17 protein-coding genes and 1 riboswitch are annotated in these 18,567 nt (G+C 74.2%); of the genes, 7 read left to right on the forward strand and 10 right to left on the reverse strand.

Annotation, left to right across the window (positions count from 1 at the left end; translation table 11 throughout):
- Positions 1–7: 7 nt before the first annotated feature.
- The 5 genes from IEY37_RS17530 to IEY37_RS17550 form a co-directional block, all read right to left on the reverse strand.
- Complete coding sequence (locus IEY37_RS17530; RefSeq protein ID WP_188943901.1) at positions 8–1,375, reverse strand: ArsA family ATPase; 1,368 nt, start codon at positions 1,373–1,375, stop codon at positions 8–10.
- Positions 1,372–1,815 (reverse strand): SRPBCC family protein, encoded by a 444-nt coding sequence (locus IEY37_RS17535; RefSeq protein WP_188943902.1) that lies wholly within the window; start codon positions 1,813–1,815, stop codon positions 1,372–1,374. The genes IEY37_RS17530 and IEY37_RS17535 overlap by 4 nt, the downstream gene beginning before the upstream one ends.
- Positions 1,816–1,875: 60 nt before the next feature.
- Entirely contained in the window at positions 1,876–2,664 is a 789-nt protein-coding gene (locus IEY37_RS17540) for a metallophosphoesterase family protein (RefSeq protein WP_229674587.1), read from the reverse strand.
- A 175-nt stretch (positions 2,665–2,839) separates the two neighbouring features.
- Positions 2,840–3,964 carry a glycosyltransferase family 4 protein gene (locus tag IEY37_RS17545; protein ID WP_188943906.1) on the reverse strand — a complete coding sequence of 375 codons (1,125 nt, stop codon included), beginning with the start codon at positions 3,962–3,964 and terminating at the stop codon, positions 2,840–2,842.
- A gap of 308 nt (positions 3,965–4,272) precedes the next feature.
- Positions 4,273–4,860, reverse strand: coding sequence for a dienelactone hydrolase family protein (locus IEY37_RS17550; protein WP_188943908.1), 588 nt, complete (start codon positions 4,858–4,860; stop codon positions 4,273–4,275).
- Between the two features lie 63 nt (positions 4,861–4,923).
- Between IEY37_RS17550 and IEY37_RS17555 the strand changes: the two genes are divergently transcribed.
- Entirely contained in the window at positions 4,924–5,520 is a 597-nt protein-coding gene (locus IEY37_RS17555) for an ArsR/SmtB family transcription factor (protein WP_188943910.1), read from the forward strand.
- Positions 5,521–5,959: 439 nt separating this feature from the next.
- Here the strand turns inward: IEY37_RS17555 and IEY37_RS17560 are convergent, their stop codons facing one another.
- The 3 genes from IEY37_RS17560 to IEY37_RS17570 form a co-directional block, all read right to left on the reverse strand.
- On the reverse strand, positions 5,960–7,387 hold the full coding sequence (locus IEY37_RS17560) for a C40 family peptidase (RefSeq protein WP_188943912.1): 1,428 nt from the start codon (positions 7,385–7,387) through the stop codon (positions 5,960–5,962).
- A gap of 8 nt (positions 7,388–7,395) precedes the next feature.
- Positions 7,396–7,561: riboswitch (cyclic di-AMP (ydaO/yuaA leader) on the reverse strand.
- Between the two features lie 515 nt (positions 7,562–8,076).
- The gene (locus IEY37_RS17565; RefSeq protein ID WP_188943913.1) at positions 8,077–8,280 is read right to left on the reverse strand and encodes a hypothetical protein; all 204 of its coding nucleotides are present in this window, start codon (positions 8,278–8,280) and stop codon (positions 8,077–8,079) included.
- Between the two features lie 292 nt (positions 8,281–8,572).
- Positions 8,573–9,961 (reverse strand): NYN domain-containing protein, encoded by a 1,389-nt coding sequence (locus IEY37_RS17570; protein WP_188943915.1) that lies wholly within the window; start codon positions 9,959–9,961, stop codon positions 8,573–8,575.
- Between the two features lie 171 nt (positions 9,962–10,132).
- Here IEY37_RS17570 and IEY37_RS17575 point away from each other — a divergent pair, with 171 nt between their 5' ends.
- Positions 10,133–11,890 (forward strand): DEDD exonuclease domain-containing protein, encoded by a 1,758-nt coding sequence (locus IEY37_RS17575; RefSeq protein WP_188943917.1) that lies wholly within the window; start codon positions 10,133–10,135, stop codon positions 11,888–11,890.
- A 68-nt stretch (positions 11,891–11,958) separates the two neighbouring features.
- On the forward strand, positions 11,959–12,234 hold the full coding sequence (locus IEY37_RS17580) for an Lrp/AsnC family transcriptional regulator (RefSeq protein WP_188943919.1): 276 nt from the start codon (positions 11,959–11,961) through the stop codon (positions 12,232–12,234).
- Between the two features lie 92 nt (positions 12,235–12,326).
- Here the strand turns inward: IEY37_RS17580 and trpD are convergent, their stop codons facing one another.
- Both trpD and IEY37_RS17590 read right to left on the reverse strand, forming a co-directional pair.
- Entirely contained in the window at positions 12,327–13,391 is a 1,065-nt protein-coding gene (gene trpD / locus IEY37_RS17585; protein ID WP_229674588.1) for an anthranilate phosphoribosyltransferase, read from the reverse strand.
- Positions 13,388–13,801 (reverse strand): hypothetical protein, encoded by a 414-nt coding sequence (locus IEY37_RS17590; RefSeq protein ID WP_188943921.1) that lies wholly within the window; start codon positions 13,799–13,801, stop codon positions 13,388–13,390. Before IEY37_RS17590 ends, trpD begins: the two co-directional genes overlap by 4 nt.
- A gap of 354 nt (positions 13,802–14,155) precedes the next feature.
- Between IEY37_RS17590 and ctaE the strand changes: the two genes are divergently transcribed.
- The 4 genes from ctaE to qcrB are packed head-to-tail and all read left to right on the forward strand — an operon-like array spanning position 14,156 to position 18,420.
- On the forward strand, positions 14,156–14,776 hold the full coding sequence (gene ctaE / locus IEY37_RS17595) for an aa3-type cytochrome oxidase subunit III (protein WP_188943923.1): 621 nt from the start codon (positions 14,156–14,158) through the stop codon (positions 14,774–14,776).
- A 58-nt stretch (positions 14,777–14,834) separates the two neighbouring features.
- On the forward strand, positions 14,835–15,677 hold the full coding sequence (gene qcrC / locus IEY37_RS17600; RefSeq protein ID WP_188943925.1) for a cytochrome bc1 complex diheme cytochrome c subunit: 843 nt from the start codon (positions 14,835–14,837) through the stop codon (positions 15,675–15,677).
- 17 nt (positions 15,678–15,694) lie between these two features.
- Positions 15,695–16,798 (forward strand): cytochrome bc1 complex Rieske iron-sulfur subunit, encoded by a 1,104-nt coding sequence (gene qcrA / locus IEY37_RS17605; protein WP_188943982.1) that lies wholly within the window; start codon positions 15,695–15,697, stop codon positions 16,796–16,798.
- A complete protein-coding gene (gene qcrB, locus IEY37_RS17610; protein ID WP_188943927.1) occupies positions 16,795–18,420 on the forward strand; it encodes a cytochrome bc1 complex cytochrome b subunit in 1,626 nt (541 codons plus the stop codon). The genes qcrA and qcrB overlap by 4 nt, the downstream gene beginning before the upstream one ends.
- Positions 18,421–18,567 lie beyond the last annotated feature (147 nt).

Here is an 18,567-nt window from a genome sequence, read left to right on the forward strand (position 1 = left end):
GATCGGGTCACCGGGACCCGGCCCGAACGCCGACGGTCCGGGTCGCGCCGTCCGCCGCCGGATCCGACCCCCGATCCGCCCCTCGATCGGACGCCGGATCCGGCACCGACCCTTCGCGCGGCCCGGGCTCCGCCGACCGGTCGGCGGCGTCGACCGGACCGGCCGGGCCGCGCAAACCGGCGGGCCATCGGGACGGGTCCGGGACGAACTCCACGACCAGGTTCCCGGCGTCCAACCGGGCACCGGTGGTCAGGCAGCGCCGGAGCAGCGAAGGGAGGGCGAGCCGCCGCCGCACCGCCCCGACGGTGAGGACGAGGTCGTCGCCGACCCGGGACAGGTCGACCTCGCCGGGCGCCGCGAGCGGCACGGGGATCCGCAGCAGGTAGCCGCCGTCGGTCACCTCGGTGCTCGGCCCGGCCGGGCGCCGGCCCGACCCGGTGACCGGACCGTCGAGGCCGGCCGTGCCCGGGAGCGTGGCGGCGAGGGCCCGCAGCCGGTCGACGCCGACCGGCTCCTCCGGCGTCAGCGGCAGCGTCCGCATCGGGACGTCGAACGTCCGCTCCGTCTCCGCGACCTGGCGGCGCTGCGCCGCGACCGTCGGCCCGAAGAACGGACCGGCGGCCTCGGGCAGCACCCGGGTGACCACGACGTCGTCGACCGGGCAGCCGTGCACGGCCAGCGCTGTCCGCAGCCGCCGGGCGGCGGCGAGGGCGGCGGCGTCCGGCGTCAGCACGATCCGGGTACCGGTGCAGGCGCCGTCGGTCAGCAGGGACCGGGCGGCCGACAGCCGGTCCAGCAGGGAGCCGATCGTGTCGCCGGTACCGGCCTGCGGCGTGGCCCCGCGCGCACCGCGGCCCGGGAGCAGCCCGGCGATGCCGCGCAGCATCCGCAGCCGGGCCCCGGACAGCCGGTCCAGGTAGAGGGACAGCGTCTCCGGGACACCCAGCATCCGGACCACCACGTCGGCGGCGCCGCCGTCGACCACGACGGCATCCCACCGCCCGGCGGACGCGACCCGGTGCAGCTCCAGCAGGGCGAGGACGTCGTCGACGCCCGGCGGCACCGTCAGTTCGGCCGGCTCCGCCTCGGGCACCCCGGCGGCGGTGAGCAGCCCGGCCAACTGCGCGCGCACGCCGCTCCACGCCTGCTCGAAGCGCAGCCGGACGTCCAGTCCCGCGGCATCGAGCCCCGGTACCTCGGAAATCGCCGCGGGGTCCGGCCCGACCGCCACGCCCAGCACGTCCTCGAGGGCAGCGGCAGGCGCCAGGGACAGCAGCAGGGTCCGGTGCCCGGCGTCCGCCGCCGCGACGGCGGTCGCCGCCGCCACGGTGCTGGTGCCGACCCCGCCCTTGCCCGTGTGCAGGGCGATCCTCATGCGCTGCCCTCGACCCGCTTGCGCAGCTCCTTGAGGGCGGTGTCCATGATCGTGCGCTCGGCCTTGCGGCGCAGCGGCCCGATCAGCGGGATGGCCAGCTGCACGGTCAGGCTGTAGGTGACCTCCGTGCCGCCACCCGCCGCCGGGCGCAGCCGGTACGAACCCTGCTGGCCCTTCTGCAGCACCCCGGAGACGAGTCGCCAGCTGACACCGAGCCCGTCAGGCGCCCAGTCGTACTCCAGCTCGTAGGTGTCCTTGATGGCTCCGGCGTCCAGACCGAACCGGACCCGGCGGGCACGTGCCCCGTCGCCCCCGTCCGTCACCTGCACCTGCTTCACCGCGCCCGTCCACTGCGGGTAGGCCGGGAAGTCGGCGATGACGTCCATGATGGCCGCCGGCGCCGCCTGCATGGTCAGCGACTGGGTGGAGGAGTCGGCCATGGATAGAGAGGTTATCCGCCCTGAGCGGGGGCATCCGCCGCCCCGGGGGCGCGGACCGGGTCAGTCCAGCGTGACGTCGAACGCCGTCGGGAAGCGCTGGAAGTGCCCGACGTTCAGGCACTCGGTGCGGCCGCGCCGGGCACGGCGGGACAGCGGCTGGTGGACGTGCCCGAACAGGGCCATCGCCGGGCGGTGGCGGTCGATGTACTCGAGCAGGCCGGGTCCGTACATCTCGAGTCGGGCCGGCACCACGTCGTACCGCAGCAGCGGCAGGTCCGGCGGCAGGTGGGCGCAGAGCACGTCGACCGGTTCCAGGGCGTCGACGACGGCACGGTAGGTCTCCGCCGGCCGGACCAGCGGCTGCCACACGGTCTCCGGCGGGCGCATCGGCACCCCGGGCCGGCTGGAGCCGCCGGCCACGAACCCGAACCGCCGCCCCGCCACGGTCCGGACGGCGCCGTCCAGGAACGGCATCCGCTCCCCCGCGACGTCCTGCCAGACCGCCGCCACGTCGACGTTGCCCAGCGTCAGCAGGGTGCCCGGCGGCAGCACGTCGACGATCTCGCTGTACCGGCGGCTGACCACCTCGGTGAGCAATCCGACCGGGTCACGCACGGTGTCCCAGAGGGCGCGGTTGTACTCGCGCAGCGCGACGAAGTCCCCGGCCGACCGCAGCCGGGCGAACGGCGCGACCCGGTCGGCGCCGAACACCGTGCCGAGGATGCCGCGGCCGTGCTCGTGGTAGTCGACGTAGTCCAGCAGGTCGCCCAGGACCACCAGCTGTTCCGCCGTCGCGGCGACCCGCGCCAGGCCCTCGACGTTGCCGTGGATGTCGGACACGAAGCTCACCCGCACGGCCGTCACGCTACGGGGCACCGGCCCGGGCCGGGCCGCCCGGTGCCGGACGACGGCCGCTCCCGGCCCCGCGCACGGCGGACAGCCGCGCCGTGCAGGGCGGTCAGCGGGTCGCGGCGGCGGGGACAGCCGGTGGTGGCGGCGCGGACAGCCGGTCGGGGCGGCGCGGTCAGCGGGACAGCAGCTCGGACAGGCGCCGGGCCGAGCGGTCCCAGGTCCACTGCTCGGCGACCCAGCGACGACCGGTGGCGCCGGCCGCCGCCGCCCCGGCCGGGTCGGCGAGCAGTCGCAGCACTGCCTCGGCGACCGCGCCGGTGTCCCGGCCGTCGACGACCGTGCCGGTGCGCCCGTCCTGCACCGCCTCCGGGGCGCCGCCGGAGTCGCCGGCGACGACCGGCAGGCCGGTGGCCGACGCCTCGAGGAAGACGATGCCCAGACCCTCCACGTCCAGCCCGCCGCCGCGGGTCCGGCACGGCATGGCAAAGAGATCACCCAGGGCGTAGTGGGCAGCGAGCTCGTCCTGCGGCACGGAGCCGGTCATCCGGATGGATCCGTCCGCCAGGCCGTCCGCGGCCAGCCGCTGCACCCGCGGCCGGTCCGGGCCGTCGCCGACGAGGACGAGCACGGCCCCCGGCACCCCGCGACGCACCTGCGGCCACGCCCGCACCAGGGCGTCCTGGCCCTTGCGGCGCACCATCCGCGACACGCACACCACGACCGGCGCGGAGCCGAGCCCGTACCGGTCGCGGAGCGCGGCGCGGGCCGCCGGGTCGGGGCGGAACACCTCGGCGTCGACCCCGGGCGGCAGGTACTCCAGTGCCGCCCCGGGCCCGAGCGCGGCGGCGGTGCGGTGCCGGGCGTAGCGGCTGACGAAGGTCACCACGTCACAGCCGCGGCCGATGGACCGGAGTGCCTGCCGGGCCACCGGCAGCATGGACCAGCCCACCTCGTGGCCGTGGGTGCTGGCCAGCACCCGACGGACGCCCGCGCGGCGCAGCACCGGCGCCAGCAGCGCCAGGGGCGCAGCGGCGCCGAACCAGACCGCCTCGATCCCGTGCCGGTCGACCAGGTGGCGCGCACGGTCGGTGACCGCCGGCACCGGCAGCATCAGCGACGTCGGGTGCCGGACCACCGGGAAGGGCAGCGCGGCGTCGAACTCCGCGGCCCCCGGCCAGTCCGGCGCGTAGACCACCAGGTCCGCGGCCGGCAGCCGCACGGCCAGTTCGTACAGGTAGGACTGGATGCCGCCGGTGCGCGGCGGGAAGTCGTTGGTCAGTAGCAGGGTCCGGCGCACACCGCATCTTCGCGGTCGGCGGCCGCGGTGCCGGCCGCGACCCGCGGGTCCCGGCCCGCCGACGTCGGTCCGCAGGAGCGGGCCAGGTGTCGTCCGCGGCGGGACGACCGGACGGCCGGGGGGACGGCCGGACGGCCGGCCGTGGCGACGACCGGGCGGGGCCGCGTGGCGACGACCGGGCGGAGCCGCGTGGCGACGACCGGGCGGGGCCGCGTGGCGACGACCGGGCGGAGCCGCGTGGCGACGACCGGGCGGCGTGCGTCCGAGGTGGTCCGTCGCGATACCCGCCTGGATCCGGGGTGCGGCCGCTACACCCGGGCGAGCAGCTCCAGGCTGCGCCGGGTCAGCAGCTCGGCCGCTGCCGGGTCGTACGACGGCAGGGAGCGATCGGCGAACAGGTGCCGGTCGCCGGGGTAGAGGAACAGCTCGGCGAGCTCGGGGCCGACTGTCTGGACGATCTGCCGGGCGGCGTCGAGATCGCCCTCGTGGGCGAAGAACGGGTCGTCGTCCTCACCGTGGATCTGCACCGGGACGCCGTCGGGCCACGGGCCGAACGCCCAGTCGCCGGTGATCGGGTAGCAGGCCTGGTACAGCAGCGCGCCGCGGGCGCCCGGCCGGGTCTGTGCCAACCGCTGCGCCGGACCGACCCCCCACGAAAAACCCGCATAAACCAGGGTGTCCGGAAGGTCGCGGACGGCCTTGCCGACGCGTTCGGCGACGGCGTCGTCGCCCAGCTCCCCGGCGTATGCGAAACCGTCCTCGATCGACCCGAACGTCCGTCCGTCGAACAGGTCCGGCGTGTGCACCGTGTGGCCCGCGTCCCGCAGCTCGTCGGCGAAGGCGCGCACACCCTCGGTCAGTCCCTGGATGTGATGGAACAGCAGCACCTCGGCCATGCCTAGACTCCTGTCGACGAACCGTATTGGTCGAATGAACCAGAAACATAGAACGATCGAGGTATGTCGGTCAACGATCGGATCCCGGACTACGACCTGGACGACATGGTCGTGGTGACGGCGCCTGCCCAGTTACGGGCGCTGGCCGACCCGTTGCGCGGGTCCCTGCTCGAGCTGGTGCTCGAACGCGCCGCGACGATCACCGAGCTGGCGGACGCCGTGGGACGGCCGAAGAGCACGGTCGCGTACCACGTGCACCTGCTCGTCGAGACGGGCCTGTTCCGGATCGTGCGGACCCGGCGGGTCCGCGCCATCGAGGAGCGGTACTACGGCCGCGTGGCGCGGACGATCTACATCGGGGCGCTGCACCGCAGCGAGGACCGGCAGCTGGTGGCGGGCATCAACGGGCTCGCCCAGGCGGCCGCGGAGGCCGAGGCGGCCCATGCGGCCGACGACCTGCGCTGCACGCTGGTGCACGCCCGGATCCCCGTCGACCAGGTGCGGGCGTTCTGGACGGAGGTCCAGGAGCTCGCCCGGCGGTTCGCGCAGATCCCACGGTCCGGTGACCAGGTGTACGGCTTCGCGGCCGGCCTGTACCCCACCGAGGCACCGACCCTGCCGCCGGCGACGGCGGACCGTCAGGACCCGACGCCGGCCTGACCCGGGCCGCCGGTGCGGGCCGCCGTCCGGGTTGCCCACTTGAGCACAGGTCGGGGCGCCGTCCGGTTCGTAGTCCGGCGCCCGGCTCGGCGCGCCGTTGGCGGTAGGGCCGTCGGCGGCGGTAACGCCGCGCCCTGTGCGGTTCCGGAGGCCGCGGGACGAGCAGGCCGGTCGGGGCCTTCGCGCCTGGACGACGGAGTTCCGCTGGCCGCCCACGGTGGAGCCCACGCGTCGTGACCAGCGCTCGCTGTCGCGTCGGTGCCGGGAGACGGGCCGCCGTCGAGCTCGGTGACCCTCCGATGCACCCGACCCGATGCACCCGACGCGGCCGATCCGGCGAGTACGGGCCCCGTCCCGACGATCGGCTGGCCCCGCGGAACGACGAACGGGCGCCGCGGTGGATGTCCACCGCGACGCCCGTCAGGTCGGTCGCCGGCCGTCAGCCCCGCGGCACGCGGTGGCCGGTGGGGTTCGGGCCGCCCCGGTCGACCGGCACGTAGATGATGCCGAGGGACTCGTCGGCGGCACTGACGACCATGCCGTTGCCGACGTAGATCGCCACGTGGCTGACCGGCGAGTAGTAGGTGACCAGGTCGCCCGGCTGCAGCTGGTCCAGCGGCACCTCGGGGAAGTTGGCCTGCTCGTAGCTGACGCGCGGGATGCTGATGCCCGCCTGGCCCCACGCCCAGGTGGTGAGCCCGGAGCAGTCGAACGAGTCCGGCCCGTCGCAGGCGTAGCAGTACCCGCCACCGATCTTCGTCATCGCGGCCTGGGCGGCGATCTGACCGAGCTTGTCCCCGCCGCTGACCGCGGCCGGTGCGGCACCGACGGCGTTCTTCGCCGCCGTGGAGCTCTCCGCGGTGCCTCCGTCGGCCGACTGGCCGCCGTCGCCCTGGTCCCCGGCCGTGGCGCCGTCCTGCGCGTCCGCCTGGCCGTCGGTGCCGTCCTGGGCGTCGGTGCCGTTCTGGTCGGTGCCGTCCTGGTCGGTGCCGTCCTGGTCGGTGCCGTCCTGGTCGCCGGTGCCGGCGGCCGGCGCGGCGGGAGCCTCGGCGGCCTGCCGCGCCGCCCGCTCGGCCGCCTGCTGCTGGGCCAGGGCGGCGGCCCGGGCCGCCGCCTCCTCGGACTCGCGGCGGGCCTTCTCCGCGGCGGCGATGGCGGCGAGCCGCTCCTTCTCCGACAGCTCGGCGTACAGCTTCTTGTACTTGGCGACCGCGCCGTCGAGCTGGGACTTCTTCTGGGTGGCCGCGGTGGTGGCACCGCGGGCGTCGGCGGCCGCGGTGTCGGCGGCGGTCCTGGCCTGCTCCGCCCTGGCCTCGGCCGCGGTGGCGGCGTCCCGCGCGGTGGCAGCGGCGGCCTGCGCGGTGCGGGCGGCCTCGAGCGTGCGCTGGGTGTCGTCAGCGACCCGGTCGATGGCCGTGGCCTGGTCCAGGAAGTCGTCGGCGCTGTCCGCGGTGAGCAGCGCGGACATGTCGTTCAGCTGGGCACCGCGGAAGCTGGCGTTCGCGAACCGGTCGAGCTCCGCCTGGTACCGGGCGACGGTCGCCGCGCTGCTGGCCGCGGCGCCCTGCGCCGTGCGGACCTGCGCCTTGGCGGTGACGACGGCGGCCTCCGCGGCGGCCGCCCGCTGCTCGGCGCGACGCTGGTCCACCCGGGCGCCGTTGAGCGCTTCAGCAGCAATCTCGGCCTGGTGCGAGCTGTCCTGCCACGCCTGCTTGGCGTCCTTGGAGCTGGTGGGATCGGAACCCGGGTCGGCCTGCGCCGGCGAGACACCGATGAGGGACACACCGAGCGCGAGCGCCAGCGTGGCGATCAGCGTTCCGGTTCGTGCTGATGTCCGGGCAGAACCGGAACGGCCGTGCAGCGCCACGCAGGCGGAACCTCTCTCCTCGCCGCCTACCGGGTTAGCTGACGGATTCGGGCCGGAAGCAGCCCTACCCCGGCGGCCGACGCGGCACTTCCTGCGTCGACCGGCCCGGGGATTCACCCCACGAGAACCTGGTTCCCCGGCTCGACGCGGACGTCGACTCGGCGGTGACCCTCCGGGGCGCCCGACGGGCGACCGCGACGGAAGGTCTCGGCGAGATTACGAGACGGACTCGGTTCGAGTCCAGTGGTACGTGTGAACATTCACGTTTCTACCTGTGAATCTGCTCATGTCGGCGGCGACACCGTTGTGACCTGCGGAGATCATGACTGCGCAGGGCATTCGGACGAGTCCGGAGCGCCGTGACCATTCCGTGACCAATCGGTCAGACCGGACGTCCGGCTTGCCGTGGACGGCGGCATCCGGACGGCCCCGCGGTCGCGTCCGTCCGCGCCACCGTCCCGCCGTCCCTGCCGACGCCACCGTAACCGCTGCGCACCGGCGTCTCGCACGGCTGTCCCCGCAGCGGGCGGCCACGGGACGGGGGCCACGGGTGCGGGCCGATCCCAGCCAGGAATCCGGCATCAGAGAGGCACGCTCCACGGGAGACTCGCGCCGGGACGGACCGCCGCCGGCCCTCGCCCGGTGTCCGGTGCGCCCGAACACGCCGGAAGGCGCCCCGGGTCCATGGATCAGCCGACGTGCCGGCGCGGCCCGTCCACGACGGTCACCAGTCGCAGTGGCGGCAGCAGCCCGCCGTCGGCGAGGACGCCGAGCGCGCGACGCTCCTCCTCGTCCCACCGCACGCCGTCCGGCGGGGCGCCGAGCAGCGCCGTGACGACGCAGCCCGAGCAGGCAGCCCCCCGAACCTGGCACCGATCGCAGTCGATGTGCATGGCACTCGCTCCCTCGTCTCACGGACCGGCACGCATCCCGTACCGACTGCTGGGGACGGTAGGACGGACCACCGACAGTGGCCCTCCGGTGCTTGTCCGGTGCCTGTCCGGCGCCTGTCCGGAGTTCCCTGCGGCCGGGCCGCGAGTCGACGTCGACGGCCTCCGACGTGCGCGGATGGCGATCGCCGCGAGGCTCGGCCCAGTCCCCCAGGACGTCGCCGCCGGGGCCGACCCTGCCGCCGCCACGCCCCGGACCGGACGTGGGCCGCGGCGGCCGCGGAGCAGACGTCGGTCAGCCGCCGAGCAGGGCGAGCAGGGCCCGGGACGGCGCCGTGCGGGCACCACGGGCACGGGCACCCCGCTCGACCTGGCCGTCCGACGACACGACCACGACGACCCGTCCGGGTGGCTCCGCGGCCACCAGGTCGCGCACCACGTCGTCCGCCAGCACGCCGGGCGGCGAGAACAGCACCCGGATGCCGCGACCGGGCGGTTGCGGGACCACCACGGCGGCGCCGTCGAACACCACCGTGACGTCCGCCCCGGTGCGGGCCGACGACGCGGCCAGGGTCCGCACCAGCCGGTCCCGCTGTTGCGCCAGGGACAGCTCCGGGTAGCCGGTCTTGGTGACGTTGTAGCCGTCGACCAGCAGGTGGGCGCCGGGCAGCACCAGCCAGCTCTGCAGCACGGCCGGGTCGCCGGTGGCCTCACCCCTCGGTGGCGCGGACCGGGCCGCCCGGACGTCGGCCGGATCCGGTCCGCCCCCCTGCAGGGCCAGCTCCCGGCGCAGTCCCATGGCCGCACCCTCGACCGTCTGCAACAACAGGTCCAGGCGCCGGTCCGCGGCGCCGCGACTCCATCCGGCGGCCTGCCGGGCCTCCGTCAGGCTCTGCTGGGCGCGGTCCGCGCGCTCTCCCGCGGCCTGCGCCCGCCGTTCCCAGTCCGCCCGTTCCCGGCGTACGGCTTCAAGCTCCTGGGTGAGCGCGGCCATCCGCTCGTGGGCGTCCGCGCCCGCCCGCGCGGCGGCGTCCTCGGCCGCACGCAGCCGGACGCCCTGCTCGCGCAGCCGTTGCCGCAGCCGCTGCGCCTCCGTCTCACCCCCGTCGGCCAGCGCGCGGCGCAACGCGTCGCGCTCGTCACGCAGCTCGGTGACCTGACGCTCGAGCCGGGCGATCCGGCGCTCGGCGACCCGCGAGGCGACCACGGCCTGCCCGGCGGGCGACGCCGGGCGGAACGCGGCGACCAGCTCCTCCGCTTCCGGGAGGCGCAGCAGGTGGGCCAGCGCGGCCGCCGCAGCCGCGTCGGTGTCGGTCGACCCGGCCGCGGACTGGGCCACCGCCGCCCGGAAGGCGGGGTCGCCGTCCAGCGCCGACGCGAGCGCGACCGCGCCGAGCCGGGCCCGCTTGGCCGGGGTGAACCGGGCGACCCTGGCGAGCCCGGCAGGGATCTCCGTCACCGGACGGGCGGACAGCCACGCGGCCGCCCACTCCAGCACCCTGGCCCGGACGGGGCCGGGGAGCGACGCGGTGGTCGGTCCTGGGCCGGCGGCACCGGCCGAGGGCTCCGTCTCCGCCTCGTCGCCCGGGATCCCCGGCGGGGCGTCGGCCGGCCCGTCCGTGCCGGTCGGCCCGGCCGGAGCGACGCCGGACGCCGGTTCCGGACGCGGCTGCGGCTCGAGCATCCCCCGATTGAACCAGTGCCGGTCCGGGCGGCACGGCGGGCGACCACGGCGTCCGGCGCGACGACAGCGGTCCGGACCACGACCGTCGGGACGCCTGGGACCAGTGGGACCGGGCGTCGCCGCGGTGCGCCGGCCGAGCACTGTCGGACATCCGAACTAGCGTTCGGATCCATGACCCCCTCGACGGTGCTCGACCGGCCGGCCCGGCCCGTCCCGCCGGCCGTCCAGCCGAGCTTCGACGAGCTCGAGGACCCGTTGCGCGACACGACTTTCGTCGTCGTCGACCTCGAGACGACCGGCGGCTCGGCGGCCACCGAGGAGATCACCGAGATCGGCGCGGTCAAGGTGCGCGGCGGTCAGGTCCTGGGCGAGTTCGCCACGCTGGTCGACCCGGGCCGGTCCATCCCGGTGCAGATCACCGTGCTCACCGGCATCACCGACGCGCTGGTCCGCAACGCCCCCCGGATCGACGCGGTACTGCCCGCCTTCCTCGAGTTCGCCCGCGGCTGCGTCCTGGTCGCCCACAACGCCCGGTTCGACGTCGGTTTCCTGAAGGCGGCGTGCGCCCGCCACGGCCTGCCCTGGCCAGGGTTCGCCGTCGTCGACACCGTCCAGGTGGCGCGCCGGGTGCTGAGCCGGGAGGAGGCGCCGACCGTGCGGCTCGGCGCGCTCGCCGCCCTGTTCGGCGCAGCCACGACGCCGGACCACCGCGCCCTGCACGATGCGCGCGCCACCGTCGACGTGCTGCACGCACTCTTCGAGCGACTCGGTCCGCTGGGCGTGCAGAGCCTGACGGAGCTGCAGCAGCTGACCCGCCGGGTGGAGCCGGGCGTCCGGCGGAAGCGGCACCTGGCCGAGCCGCTGCCGGCGGCACCGGGCGTCTACCTGTTCCGCGGCCCCGGGGACGAGGTGCTGTACGTCGGGACCTCGTCCAACCTGCGGCAGCGCGTGCGGTCGTACTTCGGCGCCGGCGAGACCCGCGGGCGGATCCGGCAGATGGTCACCCTCGCCCAGCGCGTGGACCACGTCGAGTGCGCCCACCCGCTCGAGGCGCACGTCCGGGAGCTCCGGCTCATCGACGCCCACCAACCGGCCTACAACCGGCGGTCCCGGTCACCGCGCAAGCTGTCGTGGGTGGTGCTGACCAGGGAGGCCTTCCCGCGGTTGAGCATCGTGGCCACCCCTCCCGCCGGCACCGAGGCCTGCCTGGGCCCGTTCCGGCACCGGGCCGACGCGCAGCTCGCGATCGACGCGTTGCACGAGGTGGTGCGGGTCCGGCGGTGCACCGCGCGGCTGGCCCGCGCGTCCCAGGTGGCTCCGTGCGCGCTGGCCGAGCTCGGCCGGTGCGGTGCGCCCTGCGCCGGCCGGGAGAGCGTGGCGGACTACGCCGCGCACGTGGAGGAGATCGCCACGCTGGTCCGGGGCGGTTCGGACGAGGTGCTCGCGCGGTTGCGTGCCGAGCTCGACCGGCTCGCCGCCCAGGGCCGCTTCGACCAGGCCGCGGTGGTCCGGGACCGGCTCGCCGCGCTCGCCGCCGCGGTGGACCGCCGGCAGCGGCTGGGCGGCTTCGCCGGCATCGAGCAGATGGTCGCCGCCCGCCCGGACGGCACCGGCGGATGGGAGCTCAGCGTGATCCGGTTCGGCCGGCTGGCCGCCGCCGGGCGCGCCCGGCGCGGTGTCGACCCGATGCCGGTCGTCGAGCTGCTGGTGCGGTCGGCCGAGACGGTGACGCCCGCACCGGGACCGCTGCCGGGCTCGTCCGCCGAGGAGACGTCGACGTTGCTCACCTGGGTCGAGCGGGCCGGCACCCGCCTGGTGTCGGTCACCGCGCCGTGGAGCACGCCGGCGCGGGCCGCGGGCCGGTGGCGCCCGTTCATGACGGCGGCGGGCCTGGCCAGGGGCGACCTGGCGGCGCACGGGTGGCGGTGACCGGCCCCGTCTAGCATCGCCAGCGGGCCGCCGCCCCCGCGCGGCCACGACGGAAGGGCGGATCCGGAATGGTGACGGCGATCGTGCTGATCGATGTGGACCCGGACCTGATCACGCAGGCGGCGCAGACCATCGCCGACCTGCCCGGGGTGGACCAGGTCTACTCCTGCGCGGGTGACGTCGACCTGGTGGCCGTCACCACCGTCGCGGACCACGAGGCGATCGCCGACCTGGTGCCCAACCACATCTCGAAGGTGCCCGGCGTGCAGCGCACGGTCACCCACATCGCGTTCCGCAGCTACTCCCGGCGGGACACCGAGGACGCCTTCTCGATCGGGATGTGAGGCGCCCGGCCACACGGGCCGCCCGGCCCGGGCGCGCGCCGCGTGCGCCCGACGTCGCGGCCCGGCCCGGCTCAGGGCTCAGGGCTCAGGGCTCAGGTTGCGGCGGCGACCCACCGGTCGACGAGCGTCGCGGCGGAGCCGTCGGCGAGCGCGGCCCGGGCGCGAGCGAGCCCGGCCGACAGGTCGGCGACCAGGTCTCCGGTGAGCCCGGCGTGCGCGGCCAGCGCCGCGCCGGCGTTGAGGGCCACGGCGTCGGCGACCGGGCCGGTCCGCCCGGCGAAGAGGTCCCGGGCCACCTCGACGTTTCGCTGGACGTCGCCGCCGCGCAGGTCCCGGGGCGCGGCCGCCGGGATGCCCAGCGCGGCCGGATCGACGGTCACCCGGTCCACCTGCCCGCCCCGCACCTGCCACACCGTGGACGTCGTCGTGGTGGTCAGCTCGTCGAGCCCGTCGTCGCCGCGGAAGAGCAGCACGTCGGCGTCGCGACCGGCGAACACCTCGGCCATGACGCCGGCCATCCGGGCGTCCCCGCACCCGACGGCGGCGGCCGCGGGCTGCGCCGGGTTGGTCAGCGGCCCGAGGAAGTTGAAGACGGTGGGGATGCCCAGCTCCCGCCGGGTCGGGCCGGCATGGCGGTAGGACGGGTGGAACACCGGGGCGAAGCAGAAGCCGATCCCGGCGGTCCGGACGGTGGCGGCGACGGCCTCCGGGCCCAGGGTCAGCGGCACGCCGAGCGCCTCCACCAGGTCGGCCGCGCCGCAGCGGCTCGACGCCGCTCGGTTGCCGTGCTTGACGACCGGGGCGCCCGCTGCGGCCGCCACGACGGCCGCCATGGTCGAGATGTTGACGGTGTTCGCCCGGTCGCCGCCGGTCCCGACGATGTCCACGGCCCGCACCGGGACGGTCACCCGGACCGCGTGTCCCAGCATGGACGAGGCAAGCCCGGCCACCTCCTGCGCGGTCTCGCCCTTGGCGCGCAGGGCCACCGCGAAGCCGGCGAGCTGCGCGGGCGTCGCCACACCGCTCATCAGCTGGTCCATCACCCAGCCCGTCTGCTCCGCGGTCAGGTCCTCCCCCGCGACCAGCCTGCCGAGCAGGTCCGGCCAGGTCGGCACGCCGGTGGCCGCGGTGCCGTCACCCGGTCCCGCGGAGGTCACCTGGCGGTCGCCGCCGGCAGGGTGGCCGCCCGCCGGCGCAGCACGGACGCCACGGTCTCGGCCGTGGTGACCGGGTCCAGCGGGTGCACCAGGATCTCGTCGGCGCGCGCCCAGGTGGCCAGCCACCGGTCCGCGGCGCGCCGGACGGTGACGATCACCGGCGGCACCACGGCCGCCTCCAGGTGGACCTGCCGGCAGATCCCGATGCCGCCGGTCGGCTGTGCCTCGCCGTCCAGGATCAGGACGTCGGCCGCCCGGTCGTCGACCGCGGCGAGGACGTCGGCCACGCCGGAGGCCTCGAGGAAATCGACCCGTCCGACGTCGGGCGCCGGTCGCCGCCCGACGGCGGTGATGATCGCGTCACGGACCTCGCTGCGGTGGCTGTAGACCAGCACGACAGGGTTGCTCATGGACTCGGATGACCTCCGTTGTCGCACCGGCGCCGCTCTGGCCGTCGCACCGCCGGAACCCTGCCGCGGGGCAGCCTCCGCCGGTGCGCGTCCCGGTTCCGGTGGGGACCGTCGCCGGTCCCCACGGGGCCGTCCGACCGGGACGTGTCGGCAGCCGTGGACCTGATCGTAGGGGCACCGCGCCGGCGGTCGCCCGAGCACCGGACCGGACGCGCCGGAGGGGTCAACTTCGACAGCTTGTCGAAGATTTTTTCACGCCGCTGACCTGCGCAGACGTCTCCCAGGAGGCTCCGACACGGCTCACAGCCCCCTCCCACCCCGACAGTTGACGGGGGTCCGGGTCATAATCGCCGTGTGACGACTGCGACCGGGCGCTCCGGCACCTCCGCGATCAGCGCGCGGATCCACACGCTGAACCGCCCCAACATGGTCAGCGTCGGCACGATCGTGTGGCTCGCCAGCGAGCTGATGTTCTTCGCCGGACTGTTCGGCGTCTACTTCACGGCCCGCGCGACCAACGGTGCCAAGCCGTGGCCGCCGCCGCCCACCGAGCTGGACGTCCCCTACGCCCTGACGTTCACCATCATCCTGGTGGCCTCGTCCTTCACCTGCCAGTTCGGAGTGTTCGCGGCCGAGCGCGGCGACGTGTTCGGGCTGCGCCGCTGGTACCTGCTGACCCTGGTGATGGGCCTGATCTTCGTGCTCGGCCAGGCGAACGAGTACCGGAACCTGGTCATGAACCACGACACGACGCTCGCGTCGTCGGCCTACGGCACGGTCTTCTTCCTGACGACCGGTTTCCACGGCCTGCACGTCATCGGCGGCCTGCTCGCCTTCGTGCTCCTGATCGGCCGCACCAAGGTCTCCAAGTTCACCCCGGCCCAGGCCACCAGCGCCATCGTGGTGTCGTACTACTGGCACTTCGTCGACGTCGTCTGGATCGGCCTGTTCGCCACCATCTACATCATCCGATGACGCGTCCGCACCGGTACCACTCCACGGACGCGCACACCGACGACGGGCAGGGCAGGCGATGAAGAGCAAGCACCGGGCGGCCGGGGCCGAGGCCGCGGCGCGTCCGCCGCGCGGCCGCCGGATCGCGCGCCGATCGAAGCTGGCCCGCCGGATCAGCGGCGGACTGGCCCTGCTGTTCGCCCTGGTGGCCATGGGCCTGGCCTACTCGGCCTTCTCCCCGGCTCCGCAGACCGCCCAGGCCGCCGACATCGACCCGGCGAAGATCACCGCCGGGAAGAGCCTGTACACCACCTCGTGCATCACCTGCCACGGCGCCAACCTGCAGGGCGTGCTGACCCGCGGACCGTCGCTGATCGGCGTCGGCCAGGCGGCCGTCTACTTCCAGGTGATGACCGGCCGCATGCCCGCCGTGGAGAACGGCGCGCAGATGCCGCGCAAGGACCTGTACTTCGACGAGACCGAGGTCGACCAGCTGTCGGCCTACATCGAGTCGGTCGGCGGCGGTCCCGCGGTTCCTGCCGGTGACCTGCAGAACCGGGAGAACCTGGCCCGGGGCAGCGACCTCTACCGGCTGAACTGCGCGTCCTGCCACAACTACACCGGCCAGGGCGGCGCGCTCTCGCAGGGCAAGTACGCGCCGCCGCTGGACCAGGCCACCGACCAGGTGATCTATTCGGCGATGCTCTCCGGCCCCGAGCAGATGCCGAAGTTCAGCGACGGCCAGCTCACCCCGGACGAGAAGAAGTCGATCATCGCGTACATCCAGAACACCAAGCAGACGATCGACCCGGGCGGGTACAACCTGGGCGGTTTCGGTCCGGCTCCGGAAGGCCTGGCCGCGTTCATCGTCGGAATGGGCGCCATCGTGGCGCTGACGCTGTGGATGGGGTCGAAGGCATGAGCCACCCGCTGCACGGGATGCGGATCCCCCCTGCGGAGGAAGTCGCGCGCATGACGCGCGAGGAGAAGGCCCGGCTCGGCGCCGCCCTGGACGGCGTGGATCTGGTCGAGTACGGCGAACGCTACGTCCCGGGCTCCCCCGCGGACAAGCGTGCCGAGCGCCAGGTGGTGCGCTGGTTCCTGCTCTCGGGTCTGCTGGGACTGCTGGCGGCCGTCGCGTTCATCTGGTGGCCGCAGCAGTACCAGACGGCGTACGCCGGCTCCAAGCAGGTGCTGTACGCCTTGTACACACCGATCCTGGGGATCACGTTCGGCGGCTGCATCCTGGCCTTCGGCATCGGGGTCATCGCGCTGGCGAAGAAGATCGCCCCGCACGAGCTCGCCATCCAGGAACGGCACATCGGCATGTCCGACGAGATCGACCGGCAGACCCTCGGCGGCGAGATCACCGACACCGGCCAGAAGATGGGGCTGATCAAGCGCCGCGGCATGATCAAGGCGTCGCTGGCCCTGGCCGGCGGCGGTCTCGGCGTCGCGGTGGCCGTGCCGCTGCTGGGCGGGTTCATCAAGAACCCGTGGGCGGCGGGTCCGCAGTCGGAGCTGTGGGTCACGCCGTGGGCGCCGGTCAACGGCAACAAGGTCCGGCTCGTGCAACTGGACGGCACCCCGGTCCGGCCCGAGGACATCGCCGCCGGTGCGCTGGTCACCGTCTACCCAGCGGTGCCGGACTCGGTGATGGCCGGTGACGCACCGGTCATGCTGTTCCGGCTCCGCCCGAACACCCCGGTCCGCATCCGGGACGGCCAGGACGGCTTCGAGTACGGCGACTTCTACGCCTACTCGAAGATCTGCACGCACGTCGGCTGCCCGGTGTCGCTGTACGAGCAGCAGACCGGCCGGGTGCTGTGCCCGTGCCACCAGTCGCAGTTCGACATCTTCGACGGCGCCCGGCCGGTGTTCGGCCCGGCCGCGCGGCCGCTGCCGCAGCTGCCGATCGGGCTGGACGACGAGGGTTACTTCGTCGCCGAGCGTGATTTCATCGAGCCTGTGGGACCCGGTTTCTGGGAATCCGACCAGGGTAGTCGCCCGTGGGGTTCGCATCTGAAGGGGAGCAGCACATGAGCCGCCTCACCACGCGGGTCACCAAGAAGGCCGGTGGGCTCGCGCAGGTCGCCCTCGACGGGGCCGACCTGCGGTACCACAACGCCCGGCCGCTCCGGACCCAGCTGAACAAGGTCTTCCCGACCCACTGGTCCTTCATGCTGGGCGAGGCGTCGCTGTACTCGTTCCTGGTGCTGCTGCTGTCGGGTGTCTACCTGACCCTGTTCTACGACCCGTCGATGGCCGAGACGGTCTACAACGGCGTCTACGACAAGCTCCGCGGCATCCGGATGTCGATGGCCTACGAGAGCACCGTCAACCTCTCGATGGAGGTCCGCGGCGGCCTGCTCGTCCGGCAGATCCACCACTGGGCGGCGTTGATCTTCCTCTGGTCGATGATGCTGCACATGATGCGCATCTTCTTCACGGGTGCGTTCCGCAAGCCGCGCGAGGCCAACTGGATCATCGGCGTGCTGTTGCTGGTGCTGAGCATGGCCGAGGGCTTCCTCGGCTACTCGCTCCCGGACGACCTGTTGTCCGGCACCGGTCTACGGGCGGTCTCGGCGTTCATCCTGTCGATCCCGGTCATCGGGACCTGGATGCACTGGGCGGTGTTCGGCGGCGACTTCCCCGGCGACATCATCATCCCGAGGTTCTACTCGCTGCACATCCTGCTGATCCCGGGCCTGCTGCTGGCCCTGATCGGCGTGCACGTCGCGCTGGTGTGGTTCCAGAAGCACACCCAGTTCCCCGGCCCGCGGGCGACGGAGAACAACGTGGTGGGCGTCCGGGTGCTGCCCACCTTCGCGGCCAAGGGCGGCGGCTTCTTCGCCGTCGTCACCGGCATCATTGCGCTGCTCGCGGGCATCTTCCAGATCAACCCGATCTGGACCCTCGGGCCGTACACGCCGGGACAGGTCTCGGCCGGGGTCCAGCCCGACTTCTACATGGGCTTCCTCGACGGTCTGGTGCGCATCTGGCCCGCGTGGGAGATCCGCGACCTGTTCGGCCATTACATGGTTCCGGCCGTGTTCGTGCCGTCGATCCTGTCCGCGACGGTCCTGATGATGCTGATCGCGGCGTACCCGTGGATCGAGGCCAAGTTCACCAAGGACAAAGCCATGCACAACCTGCTGCAGCGTCCCCGGGACGTCCCGGTCCGGACGTCGCTGGGCGCGGCGTTCCTGTCCTTCTACATCATCAACCTGATCAACGGTGCCAACGACCTGTTCGCGTTGAAGCTGGACATCTCGCTGAACGTCATGACCTGGATCGGTCGCATCGGCGTGATCGTCGCGCCGATCGTCGTCTACGTCATCACCTACAAGATCTGCCTGGCGTTGCAGCACTCCGACCGGGACGTGCTCGAGCACGGCATCGAGACGGGCATCATCAAGCGGCTGCCGTCCGGCGAGTTCATCGAGGTGCACCAGCCGTTGGGCCCGGTCGACGCCCACGGCCACCCACTGCCCTTGGCCTATCAGGGGGCCCCGGTGCCCAAGCGGATGAACCAGCTGGGCACCGCCGGCAGCCCGATCCCGGGATTCGTCCGGCCGATCGACGACTCCGGGCAGCTGCACCACAGCGAGCTGGGGGCCACCGATCCCATCGCCGAGGTCGGCAGCGGTCCCAGCCGGCACTGAGCTCGACGGCACCGCCGCACCGACCACGGGGGCGGCTCCCCACCGGGGAGCCGCCCTCGGGCGTTCCGGGTCCCGCTGGGGTCCCGTGGCGGCGGTACTGCCGGGTGTCGGCTGGTGCTCCGACCCCTGCGGACCCGCCGACGTCGG

The sequence above is a fragment of the Nakamurella endophytica genome (assembly GCF_014646215.1).
Classification (GTDB): Bacteria; Actinomycetota; Actinomycetes; order Mycobacteriales; family Nakamurellaceae; genus Nakamurella; species Nakamurella endophytica.

What these genes read in the sequence shown, in the direction of transcription:
- IEY37_RS17530 (WP_188943901.1), bottom strand. Translation starts at nt 1,375, where the DNA reads ATGAGGATCGCCCTGCACACGGGCAAGGGCGGGGTCGGCACCAGCACC.
- IEY37_RS17535 (WP_188943902.1), bottom strand. Translation starts at nt 1,815, where the DNA reads ATGGCCGACTCCTCCACCCAGTCGCTGACCATGCAGGCGGCGCCGGCG.
- IEY37_RS17550 (WP_188943908.1), bottom strand. Translation starts at nt 4,860, where the DNA reads ATGGCCGAGGTGCTGCTGTTCCATCACATCCAGGGACTGACCGAGGGT.
- IEY37_RS17555 (WP_188943910.1), top strand. Translation starts at nt 4,924, where the DNA reads ATGTCGGTCAACGATCGGATCCCGGACTACGACCTGGACGACATGGTC.
- IEY37_RS17565 (WP_188943913.1), bottom strand. Translation starts at nt 8,280, where the DNA reads ATGCACATCGACTGCGATCGGTGCCAGGTTCGGGGGGCTGCCTGCTCG.
- IEY37_RS17570 (WP_188943915.1), bottom strand. Translation starts at nt 9,961, where the DNA reads ATGCTCGAGCCGCAGCCGCGTCCGGAACCGGCGTCCGGCGTCGCTCCG.
- IEY37_RS17575 (WP_188943917.1), top strand. Translation starts at nt 10,133, where the DNA reads ATGACCCCCTCGACGGTGCTCGACCGGCCGGCCCGGCCCGTCCCGCCG.
- IEY37_RS17580 (WP_188943919.1), top strand. Translation starts at nt 11,959, where the DNA reads ATGGTGACGGCGATCGTGCTGATCGATGTGGACCCGGACCTGATCACG.
- IEY37_RS17590 (WP_188943921.1), bottom strand. Translation starts at nt 13,801, where the DNA reads ATGAGCAACCCTGTCGTGCTGGTCTACAGCCACCGCAGCGAGGTCCGT.
- qcrC (WP_188943925.1), top strand. Translation starts at nt 14,835, where the DNA reads ATGAAGAGCAAGCACCGGGCGGCCGGGGCCGAGGCCGCGGCGCGTCCG.
- qcrA (WP_188943982.1), top strand. Translation starts at nt 15,695, where the DNA reads ATGCGGATCCCCCCTGCGGAGGAAGTCGCGCGCATGACGCGCGAGGAG.
- qcrB (WP_188943927.1), top strand. Translation starts at nt 16,795, where the DNA reads ATGAGCCGCCTCACCACGCGGGTCACCAAGAAGGCCGGTGGGCTCGCG.